The 22,751-nt window shown below is 68.7% G+C and carries 18 protein-coding genes and 1 pseudogene; 12 read left to right on the forward strand and 7 right to left on the reverse strand.

The window, feature by feature from the left end; translation table 11 throughout:
- The first annotated feature begins 40 nt into the window (after positions 1 to 40).
- The 6 genes and pseudogenes from ACWD3I_RS10515 to ACWD3I_RS10540 all read left to right on the forward strand — a co-directional run bounded on the left by ACWD3I_RS10515 (position 41) and on the right by ACWD3I_RS10540 (position 7,980).
- The gene (locus tag ACWD3I_RS10515; RefSeq protein WP_365393740.1) at positions 41 to 1,009 is read left to right on the forward strand and encodes a hypothetical protein; all 969 of its coding nucleotides are present in this window, start codon (positions 41 to 43) and stop codon (positions 1,007 to 1,009) included.
- 140 nt (positions 1,010 to 1,149) lie between these two features.
- On the forward strand, positions 1,150 to 2,256 hold the full coding sequence (gene chvE / locus ACWD3I_RS10520; protein ID WP_365393741.1) for a multiple monosaccharide ABC transporter substrate-binding protein: 1,107 nt from the start codon (positions 1,150 to 1,152) through the stop codon (positions 2,254 to 2,256).
- A 44-nt stretch (positions 2,257 to 2,300) separates the two neighbouring features.
- A complete protein-coding gene (gene mmsA, locus ACWD3I_RS10525) occupies positions 2,301 to 3,851 on the forward strand; it encodes a multiple monosaccharide ABC transporter ATP-binding protein (RefSeq protein ID WP_365393742.1) in 1,551 nt (516 codons plus the stop codon).
- A complete protein-coding gene (gene mmsB / locus ACWD3I_RS10530; RefSeq protein WP_327716893.1) occupies positions 3,848 to 5,092 on the forward strand; it encodes a multiple monosaccharide ABC transporter permease in 1,245 nt (414 codons plus the stop codon). The genes mmsA and mmsB overlap by 4 nt, the downstream gene beginning before the upstream one ends.
- 63 nt (positions 5,093 to 5,155) lie before the next feature.
- Positions 5,156 to 6,205, forward strand: a pseudogene (locus tag ACWD3I_RS10535) (aldose epimerase family protein); the annotation flags it as partial.
- Positions 6,206 to 6,384: 179 nt separating this feature from the next.
- Positions 6,385 to 7,980, forward strand: a complete 1,596-nt coding sequence (locus ACWD3I_RS10540) for a pyridoxal phosphate-dependent aminotransferase (RefSeq protein ID WP_365393743.1) — start codon at positions 6,385 to 6,387, stop codon at positions 7,978 to 7,980.
- Between the two features lie 61 nt (positions 7,981 to 8,041).
- Here the strand turns inward: ACWD3I_RS10540 and ACWD3I_RS10545 are convergent, their stop codons facing one another.
- Both ACWD3I_RS10545 and ACWD3I_RS10550 read right to left on the reverse strand, forming a co-directional pair.
- Positions 8,042 to 9,475 (reverse strand): family 43 glycosylhydrolase, encoded by a 1,434-nt coding sequence (locus ACWD3I_RS10545; RefSeq protein WP_365393744.1) that lies wholly within the window; start codon positions 9,473 to 9,475, stop codon positions 8,042 to 8,044.
- On the reverse strand, positions 9,457 to 10,425 hold the full coding sequence (locus ACWD3I_RS10550) for an arabinan endo-1,5-alpha-L-arabinosidase (RefSeq protein ID WP_365393745.1): 969 nt from the start codon (positions 10,423 to 10,425) through the stop codon (positions 9,457 to 9,459). The genes ACWD3I_RS10545 and ACWD3I_RS10550 overlap by 19 nt, the downstream gene beginning before the upstream one ends.
- Positions 10,426 to 10,643: 218 nt before the next feature.
- On the opposite strand from ACWD3I_RS10550, the gene ACWD3I_RS10555 reads away from it, so the two are divergent.
- Positions 10,644 to 11,066, forward strand: coding sequence for a hypothetical protein (locus ACWD3I_RS10555; RefSeq protein WP_365393746.1), 423 nt, complete (start codon positions 10,644 to 10,646; stop codon positions 11,064 to 11,066).
- A gap of 44 nt (positions 11,067 to 11,110) precedes the next feature.
- Here ACWD3I_RS10555 and ACWD3I_RS10560 read toward each other — a convergent pair whose 3' ends face one another.
- Complete coding sequence (locus ACWD3I_RS10560) at positions 11,111 to 12,463, reverse strand: DUF3500 domain-containing protein (RefSeq protein WP_365393747.1); 1,353 nt, start codon at positions 12,461 to 12,463, stop codon at positions 11,111 to 11,113.
- Between the two features lie 106 nt (positions 12,464 to 12,569).
- Positions 12,570 to 13,310 carry a class I SAM-dependent methyltransferase gene (locus tag ACWD3I_RS10565; RefSeq protein WP_365393748.1) on the reverse strand — a complete coding sequence of 247 codons (741 nt, stop codon included), beginning with the start codon at positions 13,308 to 13,310 and terminating at the stop codon, positions 12,570 to 12,572.
- Between the two features lie 220 nt (positions 13,311 to 13,530).
- Between ACWD3I_RS10565 and ACWD3I_RS10570 the strand changes: the two genes are divergently transcribed.
- Both ACWD3I_RS10570 and ACWD3I_RS10575 read left to right on the forward strand, forming a co-directional pair.
- Complete coding sequence (locus tag ACWD3I_RS10570) at positions 13,531 to 14,298, forward strand: intradiol ring-cleavage dioxygenase (protein ID WP_365393749.1); 768 nt, start codon at positions 13,531 to 13,533, stop codon at positions 14,296 to 14,298.
- Positions 14,299 to 14,517: 219 nt separating this feature from the next.
- Entirely contained in the window at positions 14,518 to 15,183 is a 666-nt protein-coding gene (locus ACWD3I_RS10575; protein WP_365393750.1) for a DUF4232 domain-containing protein, read from the forward strand.
- Between the two features lie 93 nt (positions 15,184 to 15,276).
- Here ACWD3I_RS10575 and ACWD3I_RS10580 read toward each other — a convergent pair whose 3' ends face one another.
- Positions 15,277 to 15,927, reverse strand: coding sequence for a DUF4360 domain-containing protein (locus ACWD3I_RS10580; protein WP_365393751.1), 651 nt, complete (start codon positions 15,925 to 15,927; stop codon positions 15,277 to 15,279).
- Between the two features lie 226 nt (positions 15,928 to 16,153).
- Between ACWD3I_RS10580 and ACWD3I_RS10585 the strand changes: the two genes are divergently transcribed.
- Positions 16,154 to 17,026, forward strand: a complete 873-nt coding sequence (locus tag ACWD3I_RS10585; RefSeq protein WP_365393752.1) for an intradiol ring-cleavage dioxygenase — start codon at positions 16,154 to 16,156, stop codon at positions 17,024 to 17,026.
- A gap of 45 nt (positions 17,027 to 17,071) precedes the next feature.
- Here ACWD3I_RS10585 and ACWD3I_RS10590 read toward each other — a convergent pair whose 3' ends face one another.
- A complete protein-coding gene (locus ACWD3I_RS10590) occupies positions 17,072 to 17,980 on the reverse strand; it encodes a sulfite exporter TauE/SafE family protein (protein WP_365393753.1) in 909 nt (302 codons plus the stop codon).
- 127 nt (positions 17,981 to 18,107) lie between these two features.
- Positions 18,108 to 18,566, reverse strand: a complete 459-nt coding sequence (locus tag ACWD3I_RS10595) for an RrF2 family transcriptional regulator (RefSeq protein WP_365393754.1) — start codon at positions 18,564 to 18,566, stop codon at positions 18,108 to 18,110.
- A 92-nt stretch (positions 18,567 to 18,658) separates the two neighbouring features.
- On the opposite strand from ACWD3I_RS10595, the gene ACWD3I_RS10600 reads away from it, so the two are divergent.
- Both ACWD3I_RS10600 and ACWD3I_RS10605 read left to right on the forward strand, forming a co-directional pair.
- Positions 18,659 to 21,607, forward strand: coding sequence for a glycoside hydrolase family 35 protein (locus tag ACWD3I_RS10600; protein WP_365393755.1), 2,949 nt, complete (start codon positions 18,659 to 18,661; stop codon positions 21,605 to 21,607).
- A gap of 13 nt (positions 21,608 to 21,620) precedes the next feature.
- A complete protein-coding gene (locus ACWD3I_RS10605; RefSeq protein WP_365393756.1) occupies positions 21,621 to 22,751 on the forward strand; it encodes a hypothetical protein in 1,131 nt (376 codons plus the stop codon).

The raw sequence follows: 22,751 nt of genomic DNA on the forward strand, positions 1-22,751 counted from the left end.
CGCGATCCTCGTCCGAAATATCGAACCTGAAGGACAGCTTGTGACCGAGACCACCGCCAGCGCGGCCCGACGACCCGGTGAGCAGGCGCTCGCTGCGCTCGGCCTCGACGCGCCCGCGCACGATCCCGCCGACGCCTCCCCGCACTCCTTCCCCGGGGGCGGGCGCTGGCGCACCGAAGTGCCCTCGGTGGAGGGTCCCGAGGCCCTCGCCGTGGTCCTCAAGGAGTCCTCGCGACTCGATGTGCCGGTGCACCGGGTCAGCCAGGGCAGCGGCGTGTGGATGCTCACCGACGCCGAGATCACCGAGATGGTGGAGGCGACCGCCGAGCGCGACATCGAGCTCTGCCTGTTCACCGGTCCCCGCGGCACCTGGGACATCGGCGGCTCGACCCGGACCGACTCCCGGGGCGGCGGGCTGCGCGCCCGGGGGCACGACGCGGTCGCCGGGTGCATCGAGGACGCCGTCCGCGCCACCGAGCTGGGCGTGAAGTGCCTCCTGATCGCCGACGAGGGTGTGCTGTGGGCGCTGCACCGGGCGCGGGTCGCCGGGATCATACCGGCGGACACGACCCTCAAGGTGTCGGCGCTGATCGGCCCGGTGAACCCGGCCGCGTACGCCGTCTACGAGAACCTCGGCGGCGACTCGATCAACGTGCCCAGCGACCTGACGCTGGATCACCTCACCGAGATCCGGCGGGTGTCGGGCGCTCCCATGGACATGTACATCGAGGCCCCCGACGACCTCGGCGGCTATGTGCGGATGTACGAGGTCGCCGAGCTGATCCGGCGCGGCGCACCGCTCTATCTGAAGTTCGGCCTGTCGAAGGCCCCCGGGATCTACCCGTACGGGCATCACATGCGCGAGCTCACGCTGTCCACCGCCAAGGAAAGAGTGCGGCGCGGACGGCTTGCCCTGGACCTGCTCGCACGGCATGGAGCGGACGGCGACATGGCGCCGCTCGGCTCGCGACTGCCCGGCGCGCTCAAGCGATTCGAAACGCCTGCATAACGTTCCGGACAACGCCCCTTCACAGAAGTCCACGGAGTCACACAGACTCCGACACAACTTCTCTCGGTCGACCCGCACCACCGACAGGCGCCCGCACCGCCGGATCGCCCATGGCCTCTAGAACATCAAGGAAGATGATCATGCTGAACCGCAGAGCCGCACTCTCCGCCATAGCCACCTCGGCCGTCCTCGCTCTCACCCTGTCCGCCTGCGGCCAGGACAGCGAAGGAGGCAGTGCGGAGGAATCGGGCAGCGCCAAGGGCGGCACCATCGGCATCTCGATGCCGACCAAGTCCTCCGAGCGCTGGATCGCCGACGGCAAGAACGTCGTGGCGGACCTGGAGGCCAAGGGCTACAAGACGAGCCTGGTCTACGGCGAGGACGACCCGGAGAACCAGGTCTCGCAGATCGAGAACCTGATCACCAAGGGCGTCAAGGCGATCATCGTCGCGGCGATCGACAACAAGTCCCTCAACGGCGTGCTCCAGCAGGCCAAGGAGGCGAACATCCCGGTCATCGCCTACGACCGCCTCATCCTCGGCACGGCCAACGTCGACTACTACGCGTCCTTCGACAACACCAAGGTCGGCGAGCTCCAGGCCAACTACATCGTCGAGAAGCTCGGTCTGAAGGAGGGCAAGGGCCCCTTCAACATCGAGCTGTTCGCCGGCTCCAACGACGACAACAACACCAAGTACTTCTTCGGCGGCGCGATGAGCGTCCTGAAGCCGTACATCGACAGCAAGAAGCTGGTCGTCCAGTCCGGCCAGACGGGCCTGACCCAGGTCACCACGCTGCGCTGGGACGGCGCCACGGCGCAGAAGCGCATGGACGACATCCTCACCAAGTCGTACTCCAGCAAGAAGGTCGACGCGGTGCTCTCGCCGTACGACGGCATCTCGATCGGCATCCTGTCGGCGCTGAAGTCCGACGGCTACGGCACCAAGAGCAAGCCGCTGCCGGTCCTCACCGGCCAGGACGCCGAGCTCGCCTCGGTGAAGTCGATCATCGCGGGCCAGCAGACGCAGACCGTCTACAAGGACACCCGTGAGCTCGCCAAGGTCGCCGGCAGCATGGTCGACGCGGTCCTCAACGGCAAGAAGCCGGAGACCAACGACACCAAGACCTACGACAACGGCTCCAAGGTCGTCCCCGCCTTCCTGCTGAAGCCGGTGAGCGTCGACAAGAGCAACTACAAGCAGGTCCTGGTCGACGGCGGTTACTACACCGAGGGCGACCTCAAGTAGTCCTGCGCCGCCTGTAGACAGAACAGAGATTGGAAGGCACGACCATGGCGGGACCCGTCCTGGAAATGCGCTCGATCGTCAAGACCTTTCCCGGTGTCAAAGCGCTCTCGGACGTCACGCTGACCGTCCGGCAGGGCGAGGTCCACGCCATCTGCGGTGAGAACGGCGCCGGCAAGTCCACCTTGATGAAGGTGCTCTCCGGCGTCCATCCGCACGGCACGTACGAGGGCGAGATCCTCTTCGAGGGGGAGCGCTGCGAGTTCAAGGACATCCGCGCGAGCGAGCATCACGGCATCGTGATCATCCACCAGGAACTCGCGCTGGTGCCCTACCTCTCCCTCGCGGAGAACATCTTCCTCGGCAACGAGCACGCCAAGGGCGGGCTCATCGACTGGCGCGAGACCCTGCGGCACGCCAGTGAGCTGCTGCGCCGGGTCGGTCTGAGCGACCACCCGGAGACCCGCGTCGCCGACATCGGCGTGGGCAAGCAGCAGCTCGTGGAGATCGCCAAGGCGCTCTCGAAGAAGGTGAAGCTGCTCATCCTCGACGAGCCGACCGCGGCTCTCAACGACGAGGACAGCGGCAAACTCCTGGATCTCATCCTGGAGTTGAAGAAGCAGGGCATCACCTCGATCATCATCTCCCACAAGCTCAACGAGATCCGCAAGGTCGCCGACTCGGTGACCATCCTGCGCGACGGGCAGACGATCGAGACGCTGGACGTGACGGCCAAGGAGACCAGCGAGGACCGGATCATCTCCGGCATGGTCGGCCGCGACCTCGACCACCGCTTCCCCGAACGCACCGCGTACGAGGGCGAGTCGGAAGAGGCTCCGGCGCTCGAGATCCGGGACTGGACCGTGCACCACCCGATCGACCAGACGCGCAAGGTGGTCGACGACGTGTCGATCAACGTCAAGCGCGGGGAGATCGTCGGCATCGCGGGCCTGATGGGTGCGGGACGTACCGAACTCGCCATGAGCGTCTTCGGCCGCTCCTACGGCCGGCACGCGGGCGGCACGGTCCTCAAGGACGGCAAGGAGATCCGTACCAAGACCGTCTCCGAGGCGGTCGGACACGGCATCGCGTACGTCACCGAGGACCGCAAGCACTACGGCCTCAACCTCATCGACACCATCAACCGCAACATCTCGCTCAGCGCGCTGGGCAAGGTGGCCAAGCGGGGGATCGTCGACGAGCACGAGGAGCGGAAGGTCGCCGAGGGCTTCCGCAAGACCATGAACATCAAGGCGCCGACCGTCTTCGAGCCGGTGGGCAAGCTGTCCGGCGGCAACCAGCAGAAGGTCGTCCTCAGCAAGTGGATCTTCGCGGGTCCCGATGTGCTGATCCTGGACGAGCCCACGCGTGGCATCGACGTGGGCGCCAAGTTCGAGATCTACACCGTCATCGACCAGCTGGCCGCCCAGGGCAAGGCGGTCGTCTTCATCTCCTCCGAGCTGCCGGAACTTCTCGGCATGTGCGACCGCATCTACACGATGGCCGCCGGACGGCTGACCGGCGAGTTCTCTCGGGAAGAGGCCTCGCAGGAATCGTTGATGCGCCAGATGACCAAGGACAAAGAGGTAACCCGATGAGCACCGACGTGACCAAGAGCCCGGCGGTGGTCCCGCCCGGCAAGAGCGGAGGACCGTCCTCCGACAGCGGGTTGCTGCAGCTGATGCTGGACGGCCTGCGCCGCAACATGCGCCAGTACGGCATGCTGATCGCCCTCGGCCTGATCGTCGCCCTCTTCGCCGTCTGGACCGACGGCGTCCTGCTGGAGCCGCGCAACGTCTCCAACCTGGTCCTCCAGAACGCCTACGTCCTGATCCTCGCGATCGGCATGATGCTGGTCATCATCTCGGGCCATATCGACCTGTCGGTCGGCTCGTTGACGGCGTTCGTGGGCGCGTTCGCGGCCGTGCTGACCGTGCAGCACAACGTGTCGTGGCCGGTCGCGGTGGCGCTGAGCCTGGTGGTCGGCGCGGTGGCGGGCGGCATCCAGGGGTTCTTCATCGCGTATCTCGGCATACCGTCGTTCATCGTCACCCTCGCCGGCATGCTGATCTTCCGTGGCTTCACGGAGATCCTGCTGGAGGGCCAGACCCTCAGCCCGTTCCCGAGCGGCCTGGAGAAGATGGGCAACGGCTTCCTGCCGGAGACGGGCCCGGATACCAACTACCACAACATCACGCTGCTGCTCGGCCTGGTCCTGATCGTCTTCGTGGTCCTCCAGGAGATCCGGGACCGCAAGCGCCAGCAGGAGTTCGCCCTGGACGTGGTGCCGCGCAACCTCTTCCTGCTGAAGCTCGTCTCGATCGTCGCCGCGGTCCTCGTCGTCACGATGCTGCTCGCCAGCTACAAGGGCGCGCCGATCATCCTCCTCATCCTGGGCGGACTGGTCGTCGGATACGGCTACCTCATGCGCAACGCCGTCTTCGGCCGTCACATCTACGCGATCGGCGGCAACCTGCCGGCGGCGAAGCTGTCGGGCGTGAAGGACAAGAAGGTCGTCTTCCTCGTCTTCCTGAACATGGGCGCGCTCGCGGCCCTGGCGGGTCTGGCGATCGCCGCGCGACTGAACGCGGCCTCCCCGAAGGCGGGTCTGAACTACGAACTCGAGGCCATCGCCTCGGCGTTCATCGGCGGCGCGTCCATGAGCGGTGGTGTCGGCACCGTCCTCGGTGCGATCATCGGCGGTCTCGTTCTCGGCGTCCTGAACAACGGCATGAACCTCCTCAGCGTCGGCTCCGACTGGCAGCAGGTCATCAAGGGCATGGCCCTGCTGGCCGCGGTCGGCTTCGACGTCTGGAACAAGCGCAAGTCCGGTTCGTAACCCGGACCGACCGGATCGGGCCCCGTCGCAAGGCGGGGCCCTTCCCATGGGAGGAGAGAAGCACCGGTGAAGGAACTCTTCGGCGAGCTCGCCGACGGCACCGAGGTCCACCGCTGGTCGCTGGAGAACGGCGGCACCCGTCTGAAGGTCCTGTCCTACGGCGGGATCGTGCAGTCCCTGGAGGTCCCCGACCGGCACGGCCGGTACGCCGACGTCTCCCTCGGCTTCGCCCGGATCGAGGACTACGTCGCCGCCAGCCCGTACTTCGGGGCGCTGATCGGCCGCTACGGCAACCGCATCGGCAAGGGCCGCTACACCCTGGACGGCGAGACGTACCAACTGTCCGTGGACGACGGCGAGAACAGCCTGCACGGCGGCGCCGAGGGCTTCGACCGGCGGGTGTGGGACATCGAGCCGTTCACCGAGGGCACCGACGTCGGCCTGCGCCTGTCCTACACCTCCGCCGACGGCGAGATGGGCCACCCCGGCACGCTCCGGGTGACGGCGACGTACGCCCTCACCGAGCACGGCGACTGGCGCATCGACTACGAGGCCACCACCGACAGGGCGACGGTCGTCAACCTCACCAGCCATGTCTACTGGAACCTCGCCGGGGCGGGCAGCGGCACGATCGAGGACCACGAGCTCCAGCTCGCCGCGTCCCGCTTCACACCCACCGACCCGGGTCTGATCCCGACCGGTGAAGTGGCCCCGGTCGAGGGCACCCCCTTCGACTTCCGCGAGACCAAGCCGATCGGCCGGGACCTGCGCGCCGGGCACCCGCAGCTGCTCGCCGCCAAGGGCTACGACCACAACTGGGTGCTGGACAAGGGCGTCACGGCCGAGCCGGAGCAGATCGCGACCCTCCACGACCCGTCCTCCGGCCGCACCCTGAGCATCGCCACCAACGAACCGGGGCTGCAGTTCTATTCGGGCAACTTCCTCGACGGCACCCTGGTCGGACCGGGTGGACGCAGCTACCGTCAGGGCGATGCGCTGTGCCTGGAGACACAGCACTATCCTGACTCCCCGAACCACCCGTCGTTCCCGTCGACCGTGCTGCGGCCGGGCGAGACGTACCGCACGACGACGATTCACTCGTTCCACGCGTGACGGCGCGCCACCTGTGAAACTTCTTCACAGGTAACACACAACTTCTTACCGATTTCTCAGCGGTTGAACAGCGTCACCGCAGCCTTCGTATGTATGGGCGGCCCGTGCTCCCCCGCGCGGGCCACCTAAAGACGACGGTCCCGGTCGTCCCCACCGGGTCCGCCCCATACGGAGGTTCCATGGCCGAGAACGTCACCTCGCTGTTCCGAGCCACCGCGGCACACAGCCCCTCGATGGCGGCGCTGACGCGGGCGGCCGGCGACGGGGCGGGCCCGATCGACTTCTGTATTCCGGTCAATCCGTACTTCCCCACACCGGGGATGTGGGACGAGATGTCCAGCCGCCTCCGCGACATCATCACGTACTACCCCAGCAGCGCCGACACGATCACGTCCGAGCTGTGCAATCTGCTCCAACTTCCGCCGCAGGCCGTGGCGATGGGCAACGGCTCGACCGAACTCATCACCTGGATCGACCACCTGCTGGTCCGTGAGTCCCTCGCCATCCCCGTCCCCACCTTCGGCCGCTGGACCGACCAGCCGATGGAGACCGGCAAGCGCGTCGACATGTTCCCGCTCCAGGAGTCCAGCGGCTTCGCCCTGGACCTCGCGCAGTACGCCGAGTTCATCCGGGCCCGGGGGACCCGGGCGGCCGTCATCTGCAACCCGAACAACCCCGACGGCGGCTTCCTGCACAAGCACGCGATCGTGCAGTTCATGGACGCGATGGCGGATCTGGACCTGATCGTCATCGACGAGAGCTTCCTGGAGTTCGCCGACGCGGAGGCGGAGCCGTCGGTGGTGCAGGAGGCCATGCTGCGCCCGAACGTCATCGTCCTGCGCTCGCTCGGCAAGAACTTCGGTCTGCACGGCATCCGCTTCGGCTACATGGTCGCCAACCCGTCGCTCGCCGGCCGGGTCCGCTCGATGCTGCCGAAGTGGAACCTCAATGCCTTCGCCGAGTACGTGGTGTTCATGCTCAAGGAGCACGGCGCCGAGTACGCGCAGAGCCTTCAGCAGGTCTACCGGGACCGGCTGGACATGTCGAGCCAGCTCGCCTCGCTGCCCGGTCTCACCGTCTACCCCTCGCAGGGCAACTTCCTCTTCGTGCGCCTCCCCGTGGGCGCCGAAGGCACCGTGGTCCGGGACCGACTGCTCACCGAGCACCGGATCCTGGTCCGCGAGTGCGGCAACAAGATCGGCTCGTCCAGCCGCTTCCTGAGACTCGTGGTGCGCCCCCAGGTGGACGTCCGTCGCCTGGTGTCCGGCCTGGAACAGGTGCTCTACGGGACCAGGAGGGGAGCCGCCGTGCCCGAGCTGGCAAACGGGACCAGTTACAGCTCGGGTACGGCGGCCGTGGACCGGCTGGTCGGCTCCACGAACGGCGCGGGGGCGCCGCTTGCTCCGCAGGTTCAGCCGATGCCGGCTGCCGCTCCGATGCCGGTCGGCGTACCGATGCCGGCTGCCGCCGCTGCCTACGACCAGTCGAACGGGTACGGCACGCCGATGCCCACGCCCATGCCGATGCCCACGCCCATGCCCGCGCCCATGCCGGCCGCCGCGCAGATGCCGGTCGCACCGGCGGCCGCGGCTGCGGCTCCGTCGCCGTTCGCCGCGCCTCAGGGGCCCACCCCGCCGGGGGTTCCGGCACGGGGTGGGCTCACCGCGGCGCAGGTGCGGGGGACGAACGGGCTGACGCCCGCCCCCGCGTCGGGGTGGCCCAACGCCCAGGCTCAGAGTTGGCCCAACGCGGCGGGGATGGGGCAGACCGGTTGAGGGGCGACTGGGGGTCGTGGGGGCTGGTCGGGCAGTTCCCCGCGCCCCTGGGTGGGACGCCCTAAGCCGGGTTTAGGCGCCACTGTTGGCAGGTGTTGTTCAGCCAGGTCCACTGGCGTACGTCCGCCGCGTCCGCCGTCGAGCAGTTCGCCACGTCCGCCACCTTGCCCGTGGCCTGGTTGACGATCCTCACCCAGCTGTTGTCCGTGACCACGAAGCGGAAGCGCTGGCAGGTGTTGTTCAGCCACGTCCACTGGCGCAGGTCGGCGCCGTCGGCGCTGGAGCAGTCGGCGGTGTCCAGGACCTTGCCGGTGGCCACGTTGACGAGACGGCTGGTGTCGTCTCCCTGGTCCTCGATGCGCCACTTCTGGTTGTTGCCGCCGCCGCAGGTGTACTGCTGGACGTTGGCGCCGTCGGCCGTCGAACTCCCGGCGACATCAAGGCACTTGCCGCTGTTGCGGTTGGTGATGGTGTACGTCGTGGAGGTGGCCGAGGGTTCGCCCGAGGGGCCCGTCATGCTCGCGCCCAGCGCTGCCGGTGTGCCGAGGTTCGGGGTGCCGTCGGCGTTCCAGGTGAACTTCTGCGCCCGGGTCGTACGGCCGTTGTCGCAGCCGTCTGAGGCGGAGTCGTTGGCGTGGTAGACGATCCAGTTCTCGGTGCCGTCGGGTGAGGTGAAGAAGCCGTTGTGGCCCGGGCCGTAGACGCCGGCCGAGTCGTTGCGCTGGAAGACCGGTGTGGACTTCTTCGTCCAGGAGGAGGCCGCCAGCGGATCGGAGCCCGTCAGGGTCAGCTGGCCGAGCTTGTAGTCGGGGGTCCAGCAGCCGCTGCCGGAGTAGACGAGGAAGGTCCGGCCGTTCCGCTGGAGGATCTCAGGGCCCTCGTTGACCGTGCCGTTGCGCTCCCAGTCGTACGTCGGCGTCGAGACGGTGGAGAAGCCGGTGGCCAGGGTGTACGGGTTGGACATCCGGGCCGCGACGATGTTCTGCGTGCCGCCGCCGCTCGCGCTGCCGAACAGATACAGCTGGCCGTTGACGGTCGCGACCGTGGGGTCCAGCATCCAGGCGGAGTTGAGCTGGTTCCGGTAGGTGTACGGGCCCGTCGGGTCCGACCCGGCGCTCTCCAGGACGTGGGTGCGCTGGGTGGGGTTGTAGTCGGAGACGTCCTGCCCGGCGACGTAGTACAGGTACCACTTGCCGTTGATGAAGTGCATTTCGGGCGCCCAGATGTTGCAGCAGCGCGAGGCGGCGTCGCCCGTCCACACCTGGATGTTGGGCGCCGTGGCGAGGCCGCCCAGGGTGGCGGACTTGCGCATGGTGATGACGTTGGTCCAACTCGTCGTCAGCAGGTAGTAGTTGCCGTTGTAGTACGAGATCCAGGGGTCGGCGCCCTTCTGCGTCTTGATCGGGTTGGCGAACGAGGCCGCGTTCGCCGAGGACTGCCCGAGCGACAGGGCGAGGACCAGCGCGGCCAGCAGGGTCAGTAGGCGACGGGCCATCCGCTGCTCCAGTTCAGAAGGTTGATGCCGAGTTTGGGGGTGCCGTTGTCGTTGCCGTCGTAGTAGTGGTAGACGATCAGGTCACCGTCGGAGTCGCTCATGACCGACTGTCCGCCGGGGCCGATGTACCGCCCGTGCGACTCGAGGACGGGCGTCCCGCCGTTGTTCATCATCGAGACGCCGTTCTTGTCGTAGTACGGCCCGGTGACGCCGGTGGCGCGGCCGACCTTGACCTTGTACGTGGAACTGGTGCCGGCGCAGCAGGTGTCGTACGAGGCGAAGAGGTAGTAGTAGCCGTTGCGCTTGACGATGTACGGCGCCTCGACGGCCTTGGTCCCGGTGGGGCGGGACGCGATGGAGTACCGGGTGGTGTTGGAGGAGAGCTGCTTCCCGGTGCCGGGGTCGATCTGGATCATCTTGAGCCCGGTCCACCAACTGCCGAACGACAGCCACCACTTGCCGTCGCTGTCGACGAACAGGTTCGGGTCGATGGCGTTGTAGTCGCTCGACGTGGTGGAGGTGTAGACCGTGCCGTAGTCGGTCCAGGAGCCGGGCAGCCCGGTGGTCGAACCGGCGAGCCCGATGGCCGACTTGTTGGAGCCGAAGGTCGAGACGGCGTAGTACATCAGGTACTTGCCACCGTGGTACGAGATGTCGGGTGCCCACGCCTCCGTGGCGTACGACGACCACCAGCTCGGTTTGGCCGTGAAGGCGTCGCTCCCGGCCGAGAAGGCGATCCGGTCCGTCGAGGTCCTGTAGCCGAGTCCGCCACCGGTGCCGTAGAGCAGGTAGCGACCCGCCGATGTGCGGATCATCGTCGGGTCGTGAACGACGGTGGCGCCGGTGACCGTCCCGGGGTTGGGGTACGCGGAGGCGGTGGAGGGGACCAGCGCCAGCAGTAAGGCGGCGGGGACGGCGAGAAGTGCGGTCCTGCGGGAGGTGCGGCTCACGCTGACGTTCCTTCCGTTCGATATTCCGATCACTGATCAGAGCTTCGGACGGACCGTAGAATCGAACCACTTGCGCGTCAACAGTCCCGACGTTCACAGGGGCCGCCGGTAAAGAAGTCTTGTACAAAGATCAAATATTGGGCATAGTCCGTCCCTGTTGTGGGGGTCACGCGAACGTCTCCCGCATCACCCCCCCTGCCCTGCGAGGAGATACCGGCATGCTCCGATTCAGACACGTCGCCATCCCCGTCGTCACCGCGGCGGCGATCACCGTCGCGACGGCCACCTCGACTTTCGCCGCCACCATCGACGACCAGGCCGTCACCGTGGGCGCCCGTGGAATCGTCGGCTTCAGCCGGGACGGTGACGTCTTCCGGATCCTCGACGTCGACGTCGACGGCAAGGGCGTACGGCTCCAGTACACGAACCCCACGACGGGCACGCCCTCCACGAGCCACACGAAGGTGAACGTCAACTACACCGGTGGCTACACCGGTTGGGACTACGACAACGCCTTCGTCTACAACACGAACTTCGACGAGGACGCCTGCTTCTACTTCCGGGCCGGCCTCGTCGACAACGGAAGCTACGTCGAGGACACGTACGGCAGCTGGATACTGGCCTGCGCCAAGAACGGTTGAGCCATGCGGTGCCTCCGGTCCCACGGGCCGGAGGCACCGGTGTGTCAGTGGTCGTTCTCCAGATGCAGCTTCAGCAGATCCACGCCGTAGTCACCGCCGTTGGGCGTGCGGACGATGGTGTGGATGTGCTCCTGTGACGGCGTACCGCCGCCCATGCCCATGCCACCGCCGGGACCGCCGCCGTCGGAGCTCGCGGAGGCGCTGGGGCTCGCGGACGTGGTGTCCCCCTTGTAGAAGAGCGGGGCCTGGGCGTCGTACTCGATGAGGACGACCGGACTGTGCACCCGGTAGTAGAACGCGGAGTCGTCCTCCGTCTCGCCCATCCAGTAGAAGTACGTGTCGTCCAGATGCTCCTCCACCTCGGACATCTTGACCTCGGCGTGGCCCTCGTCGAGATAGCCGACGTACACGCGGACCAGGTCCAGCAGCTTCTTCTGCTGTGCGGAGCCGAGGTCGGAGCCGGGCACTCCCTCGTAGGCGAGCTTGAGGTTGTCCTGCCCCGCACCGGCCTTCATGTCCTCGTTGCCGTTCGACTGCGAGGAGACGGCCTTGGCGCGCTGTGCGGTGGTGAGAGAGCGCACCATGGCCAGGCCGGCCTTGGTCTCCGGCCGGAAGAGGGTGATCTTCTCGCCCTTGTAGGTGGCCGTCGTCGGCTCCGAGCCCATGAAGGTGGGGGTCATCACGACCTGGTCGCCCAGGACGAAGTAGTTGATGGCGACGTGGTGACCCTCGTACTGGAAGCCCCACGGCTCGGTGGTCGACGGGGTGCCCATGAAGGTGAAGAAGTAGTGGCCCTCGGTGAGCGTCTTCTGGTTGCCGCCGTTGGAGTCGCCCAGGAACGCGTTGAGCTTCATGATGCCGCGTGTCTGGGTGAGACCGTCGGCGGAGAGTGCCTTGCCGAGCAGTGCGTAGCCGAGGTCGCGCTGCTTCTCGGTCAGGTCGCCCATGCGGACGCCCTTGCGGTCGTAGCCGTCGACATTGCTCCACGCCGTCCACTCGTCGGCGTCGATGTCGAACGTGCAGGACTTGCGCTCCTTCGCGGAGAGGCCGTCCAAGAATGCCTGCGCCGCCTTGACCAGCGCGTCCGTGGAGACGTCCGTGGAGTGGATCGAGTACAGGTCCTCGACGACCTCGCCGTCGGTGGTGACGCCCACGACGTCCGCGTACTTGGTCTGGGAGACGCCGGGGCCCATGCCTCCGCCGCCCCCTCCCCCGGGGCCGCCGGAGGGCATGCCGCTGGGGGCGGCGGAGGAACCGGAGCTCGCGGTGTCGGAGGAGCTCGAGGAACATCCGGTCATGGTCGCCATCGCGGCGACTCCACCGGCGAGCAGCGCCTTGTTCATGAACCAGCGGCGACTGCGTTCGGTTTCGGGAGTGCGGGGTCGGTGTCCGTGCATGAGCCCAAACTCGGTGACCGACCTGAAGCGCCCATGGGGGAAGCCTGTGAGTTCCCCGTGGGCGTCCCGGGCAGGCGGCCGCCGGTCACGGCCGCCCGCCCCCTCGTCAGGCCCGGCAGCGCAACATCTCCAGCGGCGGTGCGGCGAGAAGGTCCGTCCAGAAGTCCGTACCGAACTCACGCAGGCCCGCGTCGGGGATCTCCAGCGGGATCCAGGTCGGTTCGTCGAAGCCGGCCGCCCGCAGACAGGACTCGTAGACCTCGCGGCGCGGGCAGGTCGCGACGAACGAGATCGGTGGGTCGAGCAGTGCCGTGATCCGTACGCGCGGTCCGGTCTCGGCCTCCTCGCCGGTGGACTCGCAGCGGAAGCCGTACTTGGACAGGGCCGGGTCGTCCATGCCGTAGTCCGGGTTCTGGGCGAGCACGAAGAACTCGGCGCCGGGCTTCAGGTTCCGGTGCGCGTTGCGGCACATCCGCTCCATGGCGGTGATGTCCTGGGCGTAGTCGAGCAGCTGGACCCCCGTGGCGATGTCGAAGCGCCGCCCAAGGGGCCGGAGTTCAGCCACATCGCCCACCTCGTACCGCACCCCCAGCGGCTCGCGCTCCTCGAACCTCCGTGCCGCGGCGACCATCTCACCGGAGATGTCGATGCCGAGCACCTCCGCCGCCCCGCGCCGCTTGAACTCCCGGCTGTAGAACCCGGTCCCGGAGGCCAGGTCGAGGACCGACCTGCCGCGCACGTCCCCGACCAGCCCCAGGAAGCTCGGCACCTCCCCGTACCGCGTCAGCGGCAGGGACTTGAACCCCTCGAACGCCTCACCGATCCCGTCGTACGGCTGCACGCTCATCGCGACGTCCTCCCGTAAGCCTCGTGATGTCCTCGGCCTCGGCAGTCTCTACGAGCCCCGGCGGACGGCCTTACTGGCAGAACCCACAAAGATCCGGCCCGCGCCCCGGCCTCGCGTACAAGCGATCCCCGAAATCCCTGACCGACAAGGAACTTGACGCCCTGTCACTTTGCCGAACTGACAGCCCGCCGACAGCATCCCTTCCTACGGTGCCGTGTTCATGACAGACACTTCGGAAGCAACCCCCACCCCGATCGGGCGCCGCACCGTACTGATCGCCACCGGAGCCACGGCAGCCGCTCTCGCCGTGACCACCGCCGCGCCCGAAGCCCCCACAGCCGACGCGGCCGACACCTCCCCCGTCGCCGCCGCGGCCGTCTGCACCCTCACGAAGGAGATGACCGAAGGCCCCTACTACCTGGACGGCGCGCTCGTCCGCGCCGACATCCGCGAGGACAAGACCGGCTTCCGGCTCAACCTCGCCCTCACCGTCGTCGACGACGACACCTGCGCCGTGATCCCCAACGCCCTCGTGGAGATCTGGCACTCCGACGCCCTCGGCGAGTACTCCGGCTACGTGGGCAACAACGGCCACAACGAGCCCGACAACGGCACCTTCCTGCGCGGCGGCGTCCTCACCAACTCCAGTGGCGTCGCCAACATCACGACCGTCTACCCCGGTTGGTACCGCGGCCGGTGCGTCCACATCCACGTCAAGGTGCACACCGGCGTCACCCTCACCTCCGACGGCTCCTTCACCGGCGGCACCGAACTCCACACCGGACAGCTCTTCTTCGACGAGACGATCACCGCGAGAGTCGGCGCGCTCTCGCCGTACTCGGCGAACACGGTCACCCGCACCACCCTCGCCCAGGACTCCATCTACGACGAAGGAGGCGCCGCCTCCGGCCTCCTGACCCTCACCGCACTGGGTACTTCACCGTCGGCCGGCTATACCGGGACCCTGACCCTCGGTATCGAGCGCTGACCCTGTAGGCGCGTAACGCGGCGGCCGTTCCCCGTACCTGCGAAGGGGACGGCCGTCGTGCCGTGTCTCCCCATCCCGGCCGCGACGGAACGGCCCCTTCCCTGTACCTGATCGGCAACAGACGTGCGCGACATGCGAGGTCAGCGTGGTTCGCGAGGCACACTCTGCTGGTCGTCGCCAGTCGGCAGCGGCCGATCACAGCGCATCACGGGGGACACCATGAGCATGCCTGCCCGCAGGAACCGTACGCACCGCAGAGCCTGGAAGCCCTACGCGCTCGGCGTCGTGGCGGCGGCCGCGCTGCTGACGACCACGGCGTGTGAGCCGGGCACGTCGGACGCGGCCGGGTCCTCGAACCCGCCGAGCGCGACGAGTTCGGCGACGTCGGGCCCGACCGCTTCGGCGGACACGGGCGGCGGCGCCGAGCAGAGCGAGGACAGCTCCGAGACCCCTCTGTGCACCATCGAGGACCTCTCGGTCTCCGCCACGAACCAACCCGGCGAAGGCGAGGACGCCCGGTACATCCTCCTCACCGTCACCAACACCGGCGACGGCAAGTGCGACGTCCAGGGCGCTCCCGTGGTCACGCTCGGCGATGCGCAGGGACCGGCCCCCGTGAAGGAGGAGACCGACTCCGGGGAGCCCATCACGCTCGCTCCCGATGACAAGGCCTATGCCGGACTGCTGGCGACCGGCGGCCACATGGACACCTACGACGTGACGTCCATGAAGCTCGGTCTCGGGAGCCCCGGCGGCGAAAGCGAGGCCGGCCCCGAGGTCGACGTCCCCATGCCCGTCGACTCGTTCCCCGCCGACGACGGCCAGTGGGTGAGCCACTGGCAGGGCACCGAGGGCCTCGCCATGCGCCCCGTCACACAGTCCTGACGCCCGTGGAATGACTCCCCCGTGTCCCGCCACCGACAGCGGGACACGGGGAGAGCCTTTCCACTACAGCCCTACGACTGCTCTACGGCCGCCTTACGACTCCGGACACTCCTTCCACGCCATGTGGTACACCGTGCTGATGTCCCCGTCCGTCGAGTCCATCGTCATGAAGCTGACCTTGCTCGCGGAGCTCGTCCCCGCACTGACCCGCAGCTCGGTGTTGATGTTGAAGTTGCGCTGAACTCCACAGGGCGCCCATACCAGTTGGGCCCAGTCGGTGGTGTCCGTCGCCTGCCAGTTGTCGTTGTACGGGCCGCTGAAGGGGTGCGACCGGGACGCCGTGTTCGGTGAGCCCTGGAAGTAGTACGACGCCCTCTGCGTGGCGCTCGCCCCCGACTGGAGGGCGGCGAAGCCCCGGTAGTCGGCGCTGGCGATGGCGTACGTGAAGCCCTGCGGGACATGGACGATCAGGTTGAGCTGACAGTTCTTGCGGAAGGCCGTCGGGTCCGAGTTGCCGCCCGCCTGGGCGAGGTAGTCGCTGTACGTCACCGTGAACGCCGTGTTGTCCTCGGAGACGGCGACCGCGGTCGTACCGGCCGGACAGCCGGAGCCGTTCACCGTGGCGACCTTGATGACGATCTTGTCCGGCGGCGGGTCCTCGAACCCGTCGGACGGGCCCTGTGCGGGCAGTGCGGTGGTGAGCAGAGCGGCGAGCGCGCCGCCCAGCAGGAGTCCACCAGCCATGGTCTCTCCCTGAAGGGTCGGGGGGTGGTTGGTTGCACCCCGGACCGTAGGGAGAGACACACCTCGCGGTCAGGTCGAACTCAAGCCATTCACAGGTGCGCTTTTCACAGTTTCTTCACAGTGTCTGAACTCTGCGGAAATAAGGGGCTGTTGACGAATCCGTTCCCAGCTCATTCACAGCCGCACATTAAGGATTTCTTCAGCTGGCCCCCTAACTTCGCTCGACATGACGGGAAACCACGAGCACCACAGCGAGCAGAACACCGGGCACGACGACGAGCAGCAGCCCGGCCGGCACCGTAGGGACAAGGGCCTCCAGCGCCGCCGTGTCCTGATCGGCGGCGGCACCGTGGCGGTGGCGGGCGGCCTCGCGGCCGCCGGTCTCGCCTCGGCCGACCCGGGCAGGGGCGACAAACCGACGAAGGGAGCCACCACCGGCGCCGCCTCCGCCTCCACCGAGGCCTCCACTTCGGCGACCAGCAGTGTGTGCGTGCTCAACGCCGAGGTCACCGAGGGCCCGTACTCCCTCGAAGGTGCCCTCGTCCGCGAGGACATCCGCGAGGACAAGGAGGGCTTCGAGGTCCAGTACACCTTCACCGTCGTCGACGTGGCCGACGACTGCGCCCCGCTCGCCGACGCCCTGGTCGAGATCTGGCACTGCGACCACCTCGGCGAGTACTCCGGCTTCGTGGGCGGCAACGGCCACACGGAGGAGGACAACGGCACGTTCCTGCGGGGCGGTCAGCTGACCGACGAGAACGGCGAGTGCAGCATCACCTCGATCTGGCCCGGGCACTACGTCTCGCACGCGGTGCACGTCCATATGCGGGTGCACACGGACGTCACGCTCACCGACGACTCGTACACCGGCGGCGAGGTCATCCACACCGGTCAGCTCTTCTTCGACCAGGACATCAACACCGAGATCCAGGCGACCTCGCCGTACACCGCGAACACCACCCAGGAGACCCTGCTGGAGAACGACGGCATCTACGACGACGGCGGTGCCTCCTCCGGTCTGCTGACCCTGACCGCGCTGGGCTCCGACGTGTCCGACGGCTACAGGGCGACCCTCACCGTGGGCGTCAACAGCGACTGACGGTCAGGCGCTGAGGGTCGCGCACTGACGGCCGGAAGCCGACCATCAGGCGCCGACGGGCTGCCGCTCGGCGTGCTCGGTCCCCGCTGCCTTCTCCTGACGGTAGGCACGGATCGAGTACGTCAGAGCGGCGGCCCACACCGAGTAGAGGACGACGTACACCACGGCACTCACCGAACCGCTCGCGCCGATCCAGTCGCTCTTGAGCAGCGTACGGACGTTGGTGACGATGATGACGCCACCCACCGCGGAGCCCAGGACCCGCGGCGGGACCAGCCGGACCAGCCAGGCGGCGACCGGGGCGGCGACCAGACCGCCGAGCAGGAAGGCCAGGACCCAGTACCGGTCGAGGCCCTGGGAGCCGAGGGAGAAGAGGAAGCCCAGGCTCGCGGCGACGGCGACCAGGAACTCGCTGGTGTCGATCGAGCCGATCACCTTGCGCGGCTCCATCCGCCCGCTGGCCAGCAGCGCGGGCGTACCGACCGGCCCCCAGCCGCCGCCCCCGGTCGCGTCGAGGAAGCCGGCGACCAGGCCGAGCGGGGCCAGGAACCGGTTCCGCAGCGGCTTGCCGAGGTTCCCCTTGGGCAGGCCCCGGAAGGTGAAGCGCGACATGACGTACAGGCCGAGACCCAGCAGGATCAGGGACATCACCGGCTCGGCGACCTCGGTCGACAACGACGACAGGACCGTCGCGCCGAGGAACGAGCCGACCGCGCCCGGGACGCCGATCCTGGCGACGACCTTCCAGTCGACGTTGCCGAAGCGCCAGTGCGAGGCGCCGGACATCAGCGTCGTACCGATCTCGGCGAGATGGACCGTCGCGGAGGCCGCGGCCGGACTCGTACCCATGGCGAGGAGCAGGGTGGTGGAGGTCACGCCGTAGGCCATGCCGAGGCTGCCGTCCACGAGCTGGGCGCCCAGGCCCGCGAGGGCGAGCAGTATCAGCGTGCGCATGGGGGAGGTCCCGTCCGTCGTTTCCTGGGTTTCCCACCGGGGAGGTAGGGATGGACGGGACGCGACGGTAGGGCGTCAAACTGAGGACAGCCTTAGACCCGGATGAGCGCACTCACAGACAGGGGACCTACGGGTTCTCCCACGCCGCCGGCTCCGCCGCCAGCGCCTGCACCGGCCCCGGCAGGGCGTCCGCCGCGATGTCGGCGATGGTGACGCCCTCCAGGATGCGGCGCACATTGGCCCGCAGCGCGATCCACAGGGGCAGCAACGGCTGGGCGGAACCGGTGTAGGCGAGTTCGGTGGGTCGTTCACCTCGGACGGAGACGATGGGTCCGTCCACGGTCCGGATCACATCGGCGATCGTGATCTTCGCCGCGTCACGGGCCAGCCGGTAACCGCCGTTGCCCCCGCGCCGGCTGTCGACGACACCGCCCCGCCGCAGGTCACCGAGGATGCCCTCCAGGAACTTGTGCGGAATGTCCTGGGTGGTGGCGATGGCCTCCGCCTTCACCGGACCGTCGCCCTGTCGTACGGCGAGCTCGAGTACCGCTCGTACCGCGTAGTCCGCCCGTGCCGAGATCCTCATAGGGCCATTGTGAGGCGTGCCCCGCCGGGCATGGAGAATGGTCCCTCCCTCGCGTCCCGGGAAACGCAGGCACAACAGGAGGCGACGCTCGCGTGGAGCTCAGCAGACGAACCTTCAGCGCACTGGCCGGCACGACGGCGCTCGGCCTGGCGCTGACCGGCAGTGGCGGTGCGCTGCCGTCCTCCGCCGCGCCCGGACTCGCGCCCACGGGCCCTCCACCGAGCCCGCCCACCGCCGACGGCAGCGCGCACACCGTCGGCTTCGACCGCTATTCGCTGCTGGTCGACGGGCGGCGGCTGGTCCTGTGGTCGGGCGAGATGCATCCGTTCCGGCTGCCGAGCCCGTCGCTGTGGCGGGACGTGCTGCAAAAAATGCGCGCGCACGGCTACAACGCGGTGAGCGTCTACGTGGCCTGGAACCTCCACTCCCCCGCGCCCGGTGAATACGACTTCACGGGCGTCCGCGACCTGGACCTGTTCCTGCGCACGGCCGCCGAGACCGGCCTGTACGTGATCCTGCGCCCGGGCCCGTACATCAACGCCGAGGTCGACGCGGGCGGCTTCCCGGGCTGGCTGACGGCGACCGAGGGCAGGGCCAGGACCGCCGACCCCACCTATCTGTCGTACGCCGACGAGTGGTTGACGCGGGTGAACGCGATCGCCGCCCGGCATCTCCACACCAAGGGCAAGGGCACGGTCCTGCTCTACCAGATCGAGAACGCGTACGACGTCACCGGCGCGGACGGCCGCGCGTACATGTCCCACCTGTACAAGAAGGTGCGCGCGGACGGGATCGACGTACCCCTCTTCCACAACGACAAGACCCGCGAGGGGCGTTGGGTGCCCGGGTCGTTCGACACCGGTGGGGAGAAGGGGAGTTGGCTGTACGGCTTCGACGGGTATCCGGAGCCTGACGAGGTCCCGCAGGACTGGGGGCGCTTCGGCACCCAGCCGGCGCGGGCCGCGAAGGCCAGCCCGAGGACCCCTGGTTTCCTTCCGGAGTTCGGCGGCGGCCGGCCCGATCCGTGGGGCGGGGCGGCGTTCGGCGGCAAGGGGTACGAGGAGTCTCGGCGGACCCGGGACGCGGCGTACGAGCGGCGCTTCCATCTCACCAACCTCGCCAACGGGATCACGCTGCACAACGTCTACATGACGTTCGGCGGCACCTCGTGGGGCTGGCTGCCCGCGCCGCAGGTCTACACGTCGTACGACTACGGGGCGGCCATCGACGAGGGGCGCCGGCAGACGGCGAAGCTCGCCCCGATGCACCAGCTCGGTCATCTGCTGCGGCAGGTCCCGGACTTCGCGAAACTGGACCGGGCGAAGGACGTACCGTCGCCCGACGACCGGCTGAAGGTGTACCACCTGACCAACCGCGACACGGGCTCCCATGTCTACGTCGTGCGCAACGACTCCGCCGAGGACGTCTCCGTACCCCTGCCGGACGCCGGCATCGAGGTGCCGATGACCGTCCCGGCCCATGACGCCCGGCTGATCACCACCGAACTGAAGCTCGGACGGCGGACGTTGAGGTACGCCACCGCCCAGCTCGCGATGTTCGTCGCCGCCGGGCGGCAGGACATCGCCGTCTTCTCCGGCCGGCACGGCGACATGGCCCAGGTCGTCCTGGAGTGCCCGGACGAGCCGACGGCGACCCGGCTGGACGCGGAACCGGCGTGGATCTACGACCGCGGCCTGCTGCGGGTGACCGCCCCGCTCGGCGTGGGCCTGCTGGCCCGCGTGAAGGTGGAGAACGGCGGCTCCGGGCGCCCGCTGTTGATCTTCTTCGCCGACGACGAGACCGCGCTGCGGCTGTGGTCGTACGAGACCCCGTCCGGGACGGTGCTGGTGTACGGCCCGTCGCTGGTGCGGTCCGTCACCCTGGAGGGCTCCACCGTGCACCTCACCGGTGACACGACCGCGGTGACCGGCCTGGAGGTGTGGGGGCCGCGCGGTATCGGCCAGGTCACCTGGAACGGACAGCCGGTACCGACCCGGGTCAGCGCCACCAACAGCCTCATCGCCCTGAAGCCCCTACCCGGTGTGGGCGCCGTGTCGCTGCCCGCGCTGGACAAGGGCTGGCGGCGGCGCACCGAGAACCCCGAGTCCGCGCCGGACTTCGACGACTCGGCGTGGCAACAGGCCGACAAGGAGAGCTCGTTCAGCACCACCCCGGTGCCCGAGGGACAGCCCGTGCTCTTCGCGGACGACTACGGCTTCCACTACGGCGACGTCTGGTACCGCGGCCGCCTCACCGACGCCGAGGACACGAAGTCGGTCTCTCTCGCCTACAGCACCGGCACCCAGGGCCTCCTGATGGCCTGGCTGGACGGGGAACCGCTGGGCACCCACCGGATGCCGGTCCCGGACAAGAAGACGGCCCGGAAGGGCACTTGGACGGACACGGCGGACTTCGCGGTGCCGGAGCAGCTGAGGGAGCGGGACGAGCATGTGCTGTCGGTCCTCGTCCGGCGGATGCAGCACGCCATGGACGGCGAGTCCCTCGACACGCACAAGGCGGCCCGGGGACTGACGGCCGTACGGTTCAAGGGCGCCTCGCCGAAGGTGAGTTGGCGGCTTCAGGGCGCGTCCGCGGCCGATCCGGTGCGCGGGCCGCTGAACAACGGCGGTCTGTACGGGGAGCGGGAGGGCTGGCATCTGCCCGGCCATGACGACGGCGACTGGGAGTCGGTGCGGCTGCCGCGCGAGGAACGGCGGCAGGGCGTCACCTGGTACCGCACGTCCTTCCGGCTGTCCGTCGACCCCGGCGTCGACGCCTCGATCGCCCTCACCCTCGACGACGATCGGAAGCGTGCCTACCGGGTGCAAATCTTCCTCAACGGCTGGAACATGGGCCAGTACATCAACGACGTCGGCCCCCAGCACACCTTCGTCCTGCCGAACGGCGTCCTGCGCACCAGGGGCGGCAACTCCCTTGCCCTGGCGGTCATCTCGGACGGTACGACGGAGGCGGGTCCCAAGGACATACGGCTGACACTGCTGGGCGCGACGGCGGGCGGAGTGACAGTGGAGAACGTCTGAGGAGGAGAACCTCGTGCGAAGACGGCGATTCATCTGCGGGTTGGTCGGGGCGGGGGCCGGGATCGGGCTGGTCTCGTCGAGCGGCGGCACAGCCACCGGGGCCACCGAGCCCGCGGCGCCCCGGGTCGTGGGCCCACACGACTGGCAGACCGTCCCGGCCCCCGTATGCACCCCGGCCGCCCAACTCCTCGGCGTGGCGGCCGCGGGACCGGACCTCGCGTGGGCCGTGGGCGAGGAGGGCCGCAACGGCGGCACGCGCGGAGTGCCGCTCGCCCTGGTGTGGGACGGCAGCGCGTGGACCCGTCTCGATCTCACCCACCTCGGGCTCACCGGCGGCTATCTGAGCTCGGTCGCCGCTTCGGCGAGCGCCGCCTGGGCCGTCGGCACCGACACGGGCGGCGTCGCCCGTCTGCTGCGCTGGGACGGGACGACCTGGCAGGAGTCCCTCTTCGCCGGGCGCCTGGCGTACGGGACGAGCCTGACCGGGGTGACGCTGGACGCGAAGGACCGCGTCTGGCTGTCCGGCCGCAACAGCGACGGCTGCGTACTGCTGCGCGGCGACGGCGGGGACGACGGCTGGACCTGGGTGACCCCGCCCCCGACCCCGCCGACCCATGCCGCGGCCGGCGTCCGCGTGGCACCCGACGGCGATGTCTGGGTGTACGACGCCGCACTCGTCGCCCGCTGGGACGGCGAGACCTGGACCCAACTCCCCACCCCTGCCGGACTGCGCCCCTCCGTCACCGGACTGCTCCCGGTCACCGCCGACGACGTCTGGCTCACCGGCTACGACTACGGCGTCGGCGGCCCGCCCGGCAAACCGCCGTCCGTCACCCTCCGCCACTGGGACGGCAGCGCGTGGACCCACGCCGCCACCCCGTTCACCGTCGGCATGCTCACCGCGATCGTCGCCGACGCCCAGGGCGGCCCCGACCGCATCGCGGGCTGGGACTTCTGGGACCAGACCCGCGCGCACTACCTCCGCTGGGAGGGCGGCGCGTGGGTCAGCGAGCGGGGCCCGCTGTCCTCGGCTCCCGTGCTGCTCAGCGGACTCGCGTCCGTGCCCGGTGCGGGCGGGTACTGGTCCGTCGGCACGAACTCCGCCTCGCCGTATCCGCCCGCGCAGGTGTATGTCGAGCGATGA

The sequence above is a fragment of the Streptomyces sp. NPDC002817 genome, assembly GCF_053592055.1.

Excerpts from the sequence above, each read along its gene's own strand:
- chvE (WP_365393741.1), top strand. The coding sequence starts at position 1,150 with ATGCTGAACCGCAGAGCCGCACTCTCCGCCATAGCCACCTCGGCCGTC.
- mmsA (WP_365393742.1), top strand. The coding sequence starts at position 2,301 with ATGGCGGGACCCGTCCTGGAAATGCGCTCGATCGTCAAGACCTTTCCC.
- mmsB (WP_327716893.1), top strand. The coding sequence starts at position 3,848 with ATGAGCACCGACGTGACCAAGAGCCCGGCGGTGGTCCCGCCCGGCAAG.
- ACWD3I_RS10540 (WP_365393743.1), top strand. The coding sequence starts at position 6,385 with ATGGCCGAGAACGTCACCTCGCTGTTCCGAGCCACCGCGGCACACAGC.
- ACWD3I_RS10545 (WP_365393744.1), bottom strand. The coding sequence starts at position 9,475 with ATGGCCCGTCGCCTACTGACCCTGCTGGCCGCGCTGGTCCTCGCCCTG.
- ACWD3I_RS10555 (WP_365393746.1), top strand. The coding sequence starts at position 10,644 with ATGCTCCGATTCAGACACGTCGCCATCCCCGTCGTCACCGCGGCGGCG.
- ACWD3I_RS10560 (WP_365393747.1), bottom strand. The coding sequence starts at position 12,463 with ATGCACGGACACCGACCCCGCACTCCCGAAACCGAACGCAGTCGCCGC.
- ACWD3I_RS10565 (WP_365393748.1), bottom strand. The coding sequence starts at position 13,310 with ATGAGCGTGCAGCCGTACGACGGGATCGGTGAGGCGTTCGAGGGGTTC.
- ACWD3I_RS10570 (WP_365393749.1), top strand. The coding sequence starts at position 13,531 with ATGACAGACACTTCGGAAGCAACCCCCACCCCGATCGGGCGCCGCACC.
- ACWD3I_RS10575 (WP_365393750.1), top strand. The coding sequence starts at position 14,518 with ATGAGCATGCCTGCCCGCAGGAACCGTACGCACCGCAGAGCCTGGAAG.
- ACWD3I_RS10580 (WP_365393751.1), bottom strand. The coding sequence starts at position 15,927 with ATGGCTGGTGGACTCCTGCTGGGCGGCGCGCTCGCCGCTCTGCTCACC.
- ACWD3I_RS10585 (WP_365393752.1), top strand. The coding sequence starts at position 16,154 with ATGACGGGAAACCACGAGCACCACAGCGAGCAGAACACCGGGCACGAC.
- ACWD3I_RS10590 (WP_365393753.1), bottom strand. The coding sequence starts at position 17,980 with ATGCGCACGCTGATACTGCTCGCCCTCGCGGGCCTGGGCGCCCAGCTC.
- ACWD3I_RS10595 (WP_365393754.1), bottom strand. The coding sequence starts at position 18,566 with ATGAGGATCTCGGCACGGGCGGACTACGCGGTACGAGCGGTACTCGAG.